This window comes from Thermococcus sp. (assembly GCF_027008145.1).
In the GTDB taxonomy this organism is placed as follows: Archaea; Methanobacteriota_B; Thermococci; order Thermococcales; family Thermococcaceae; genus Thermococcus.
Genome location: NZ_JALTCZ010000199.1, coordinates 1 through 4,106 on the forward strand (window position 1 = coordinate 1; position 4,106 = coordinate 4,106).

Below are 4,106 nucleotides of genomic sequence, written 5' to 3' on the forward strand. Positions count from 1 at the left end.
GGACTTGAAGAAAACGCCTTGGAAACGGCCGTTGGTTCACTGATCCCCCTAATACTTCACCTTCTCAGGAGGGGCTACCGGATCGGGCTGTACATACTCGGCCACGGGGTGTTGCTTACACCTGTTTCAGGTTATGCATCGGCTTCGATGTTCACAAGGGCGCTGACCTCTGTGGGTATTGCCCCTAGGAACGAGTCCCTCCCTCTGGCCGTTGAGAGGACGAGGAAAGTCCTGAGGAGAGCCCTTCCCGTGGTGGTGACTAATCTGAAAAGGGACAACTTCTTCAGTATAAAAACTGGCATGGAAAAGCTCTATTCTATAACAAAGAACACCCCGGTTCTCATAGATGTGGACATCTACCCCAACCTTGAGTCCGGCGAGTTAATTTCAGCCTGTAAAAAGGATCTCCGGGAAGAACTCCGTTTTCCAGCTATAAGGGTCTTAGAAAACGGAAACGGTGCAGTGCTGCAGCTTCTGGAGGTGGTAAGTTGAAGGCCGTTAAGGAACTCTCCTACCTAGCTCTTGGACTGGCTTCTTTATCAGTTGCCTTCTCCTTCCCCTTGCTGTTCAAGGGCATAAGCAGTCTCGTGGCCGAAAAACTCGGGCCCTACATCCCGCCACTCTTGATATCCTTTCTCGGTTTTCTGTTGCTCGCCCTCACCCTCTTCGAGAGGAAAGGTCGCTCCCTGTCCTTCACGGTTGGTGTAATGTCGGTTCTCTATGTCCTCCCCTACATCGGTGGAGTTCCCGTCGGGAAGATTCCCTATGTCGCCCTTTCCGCAATCCCCCTTTCCCTGGCAATCGTGATGGCCCCCTACCTCAGTTTCCTTTCGGTGAGAGAAAAAGCCCTCCACGGACCTCCCGAGGCTGAATGGAACGCTGTGGTCAGGGAGGAGTTAAAGACTTTCCTGCTCTCGATGATCCCGGGGGGAATGCTCCTAGTCTACCTCCTCTACTCCACGGCCCTTGGGACGGCTCCCTTTGCCCTGCTCCCTAGCTATTTCCTGCCCCTTATTGCCCTCTCCCTGGGGCTTCTGCTGGCCTCAGTGGACAGGAGCGAAAAGCCCGCAAACAAAACCGTTCTCGTGGTGAGAGGGCACCTTCTCGCCGGCGACACCTTTGAAGTCAGGAGGGGCAGTATCTACGAGAACGGTTACGAGTTGCTCCTCGTCGGGGGCACCCCGGTTAGGAGGCCAGTCCTGATGCGCATCGAGGATGAAAAGATTCCAGAGTACATACTCCTGAAATCTCCCTGGGATAACCTGTTCCTCACAAAAAAAGGTGAAGTAGTGGAGGGGAGCACCCGTTACGTTATTTTTCTCCCCTCTACGTCCCGTGCTCCCAGTTCTCAAGGTATTTCTTCTGCTCTTCAGTAAGCTCCTCTATCTTTATCCCCATGGCCTTCAGCTTGATCCTCGCGACCATCTCGTCTATCTCCCTCGGCAGAACGTAGACCTTTGGCTCAAGCTTCCCGTGGTTGTCCTTGATGTACTCAGCGGCTTTCGCCTGGAGGGAGAAGCTCATGTCCATTATTTCCGCTGGATGACCGTCTGCAGCGGCGAGGTTCACGAGCCTCCCTTTGGCTAGAAGATAGAGCCTTCTTCCGTCTGCGAGCCTGTACTCGGTGATGTTTGGCCTGACCTCGCTTGTCTCGACGGCCAAAGCTTCAAGGTCAGGCTTGCTTATCTCGACGTCAAAGTGGCCCGCGTTTGCTAGGATAACCCCGTCCTTCATCAGCTCGAAGTGCTCCTTCCTTATGCAGTTTACGTCTCCAGTCGAGGTGACGAAGATGTCCCCTATCTTAGACGCTCCCTTCATGTCCATGACGAGGAATCCGTCCATTCTCGCTTCTAAAGCCCTTATGGGGTCAACCTCGACGACTATTACGGTTGCTCCCAGTCCTCTCGCCCTCATCGCTATGCCCCTTCCACACCAGCCGTAGCCTACAACAACGACGTTCTTCCCTGCAACGAGTAAGTTGGTCGTCCTTATTATGCCATCCCAGGTTGACTGTCCCGTTCCGTAGCGGTTGTCAAAGAGGTATTTGGTGTAGGAGTCGTTGACCGCTATTATTGGGAACTTCAGTACTCCATCACGTTCCATCGCGCGGAGCCTTATAACACCGGTCGTTGTCTCCTCGCTCGCCCCCCAGATTTCGTCTATTAGATCCTGTCTCTCGCGGTGGACGGTGCTTATCATGTCGGCGCCATCGTCGATTATGATGTTGGGTCTTATGTCGAGGGCTTTATGCATGTTTTCGTAGTACTCCTCCCTGCTCTCCCCCCTTATCGCGTAGACCTTTACCCCCGCCTTGGCCAAGGCAGCGACGACGTCATCCTGCGTTGATAGGGGATTGCTCGCAGTCGCCGAAACCTCTGCACCTCCTGTCTTAAGGGTCAAAAGGAGGAAGGCAGTCTTCATCTCCAGGTGGAGTGTCGTCGCTATCCTAACTCCCTTGAAGGGCTTCTTCCTCTCGAAGTCCCTCCTTATGCTCTGAAGGACGGGCATGAAGCGCGAGACCCAGTCTATCTTTCTTTCTCCGCTCGGGGCGAGGGAGATGTCCTTAACGCAGTAGTCCTTCGTGCAGTCCATGGTATCACCGGGTATACTTCCGGACACATCTTAAAAAGCTCTCCGAAGCAAAAGGCTTTTGAATTAGGTAGTCCTAATTGATGCCATGGCAGATGTGGACTACCCCTGCGTCAAGAAAATCACGGAAGACCTCTACAAGATAAAGCCCGGCAAATACTCGGCCTTTTCTTACCTAATAACGGCGGACATAAACGTGCTCATTGATACCGGTCTCATGAGCGACTATCCTAGGCTTGAGGAGGCTCTCTTCGAGCTTGGGCTAAAGCCGGGCGATATAGACCTCATCCTCAACACCCACGAGCACTGCGACCACGTTGGGGGCAACATCTACCTCCAGGATAGTGCTATTATCGGGGCTTACAAGTACTCGGCCGTCAAGATCCTCTACGGGGACGACGACGTCATGAGGTGTCGCCATCACGGGGAGCCCTTTCCCGGGAGTAAGGTTCACCTGTGGCTCAACAACGCCGACGTTATAAACGCCGGCTCTTGGATGTTCAGAGTCATCCACACGCCCGGCCACACTTCCGGCTCTATGTGCCTCTACGAGCCAAGGAGAAGGATACTCTTTTCTGGAGACACGCTCTTCGCCAAGGGGACGCTTTCAAACATCTACGATTCTGGAAGCCTGGGAGAGTACTTCAATTCACTCCGCCTTCTCAACACACTCAAGATAGACCTCCTACTTCCCGGTCACGGCTGGGAGTCGAGGGATGTCGAGAGGGACATAGAGCTTACCATAAGGAAGGCCGTCGAGCTCTTCCCAAACAGAAAGTATCTGCTCCGCCTCCTCGGGGAGAACGGCAAGGTTTATATGGGAGAAGAGCATCCATAGTCCGGTGGGTGCATGATAGTCGACCTTTCGATGCCCCTAGGAGAGGAGACCCCGGTTTATCCCGGCGATCCTGAGGTCAAGGTGAGACCTTGGACATTCATAGACACGGACGGCTACTACATGAACGTTATCAAGATGGGCGAGCACTCAGGAACGCACGTCGATGCCCCGGCGCACTTCGTTCCGGGTGGGAAGACGATAGACGAGATGCCTCTTGATAGGTTCTTCGGGAAAGCCTTTGTCGTGGATGTTGGTGGTCGGGAGGGCCCAGTTGAGCTCGAAGAGATACCCGATTCAGGCTACTTTGGGAAGATAGTACTGTTCATCACCGGCGGGAGGGAGCTCTCTCCGGAGGTAGCTCTCTTTCTCGTTGCCGAGGGGGTCAAAGCCGTTGGAACCGACGGGCCCAGCATCGGGGACGAGAATGTTCACACGATACTCCTATCCTCCGAGGTGCCCGTCTTTGAGAATCTCGTGAACCTTGAGATGCTTCTCGGGAGGGAGTTCACCTTCATAGCCTTTCCCCTGAAGATCGAGGGTGGCTCCGGGAGCCCTGTGAGGGCCGTTGCCATACTGGAAGAATAACACCCCTTCTAAGATTTTAAAGGCTGTTATTTTCCAGTCGAGCCGGTGGGGGTTAGTCATGCCTTTTGGAACGTTTTGGAACGATATGAACCCT

4 protein-coding genes and 1 pseudogene are annotated in these 4,106 nt (G+C 53.9%); 4 read left to right on the top strand and 1 reads right to left on the bottom strand.

Annotated features, from left to right (window positions below; all coding sequences use genetic code 11):
• A pseudogene (locus MVD07_RS10115) lies at positions 1 to 492 on the top strand (hypothetical protein); the annotation flags it as partial.
• Entirely contained in the window at positions 489 to 1,376 is an 888-nt protein-coding gene (locus MVD07_RS10120; RefSeq protein WP_297501708.1) for a hypothetical protein, read from the top strand. The pseudogene MVD07_RS10115 and the gene MVD07_RS10120, both read left to right, overlap by 4 nt.
• Here the strand turns inward: MVD07_RS10120 and MVD07_RS10125 are convergent.
• Positions 1,327 to 2,592 carry an adenosylhomocysteinase gene (locus MVD07_RS10125; protein WP_297501711.1) on the bottom strand — a complete coding sequence of 422 codons (1,266 nt, stop codon included), beginning with the start codon at positions 2,590 to 2,592 and terminating at the stop codon, positions 1,327 to 1,329. The genes MVD07_RS10120 and MVD07_RS10125 overlap by 50 nt on opposite strands.
• A gap of 85 nt (positions 2,593 to 2,677) precedes the next feature.
• On the opposite strand from MVD07_RS10125, the gene MVD07_RS10130 reads away from it, so the two are divergent.
• Both MVD07_RS10130 and MVD07_RS10135 read left to right on the top strand, forming a co-directional pair.
• Positions 2,678 to 3,427 carry an MBL fold metallo-hydrolase gene (locus tag MVD07_RS10130; protein ID WP_297501714.1) on the top strand — a complete coding sequence of 250 codons (750 nt, stop codon included), beginning with the start codon at positions 2,678 to 2,680 and terminating at the stop codon, positions 3,425 to 3,427.
• 12 nt (positions 3,428 to 3,439) lie between these two features.
• A complete protein-coding gene (locus MVD07_RS10135; protein ID WP_297501717.1) occupies positions 3,440 to 4,012 on the top strand; it encodes a cyclase family protein in 573 nt (190 codons plus the stop codon).
• The last annotated feature ends 94 nt before the right edge of the window (positions 4,013 to 4,106 follow it).